This is a genomic window from Pantoea sp. GbtcB22 (genome assembly GCF_019091025.1).
Lineage (GTDB): Bacteria > Pseudomonadota > Gammaproteobacteria > Enterobacterales > Enterobacteriaceae > Pantoea > Pantoea leporis.
The window spans coordinates 1-232 of sequence record NZ_JAGXKB010000961.1 but is presented as its reverse complement, the minus strand read 5'-3'; the positions used below and the strand labels follow the sequence as shown (position 1 = coordinate 232).

The following is a 232-nucleotide window of genomic DNA, read 5'->3' as shown; positions in this document are numbered from 1 at the left end:
GTGGTGGACAGCTCGCTCAAACCCAAACACGGTGCCATTGTGGTGGCTTCGCTTTCCGGCGAGTGCACCGTGAAACAGCTGATGTTACAGCCTTACCTCCATCTCAAACCGATGAATACCGCGCATGCGGTGATCGCCTTTCCTGACGCCGATGAGTTCGAAGTCTTCGGCATCGTTAAACACGTGATTAAAATCATAGGCCGCTGATGTTTGCCCTGGTAGATGTGAATTC

1 protein-coding gene is annotated in these 232 nt (G+C 52.2%); it reads left to right on the top strand.

Annotation, left to right across the window (positions count from 1 at the left end):
- Positions 1 to 207 (top strand): S24 family peptidase (locus tag KVT28_RS27175; protein WP_305801846.1); only part of this gene is annotated, 207 nt, incomplete at its 5' end.
- Positions 208 to 232 lie beyond the last annotated feature (25 nt).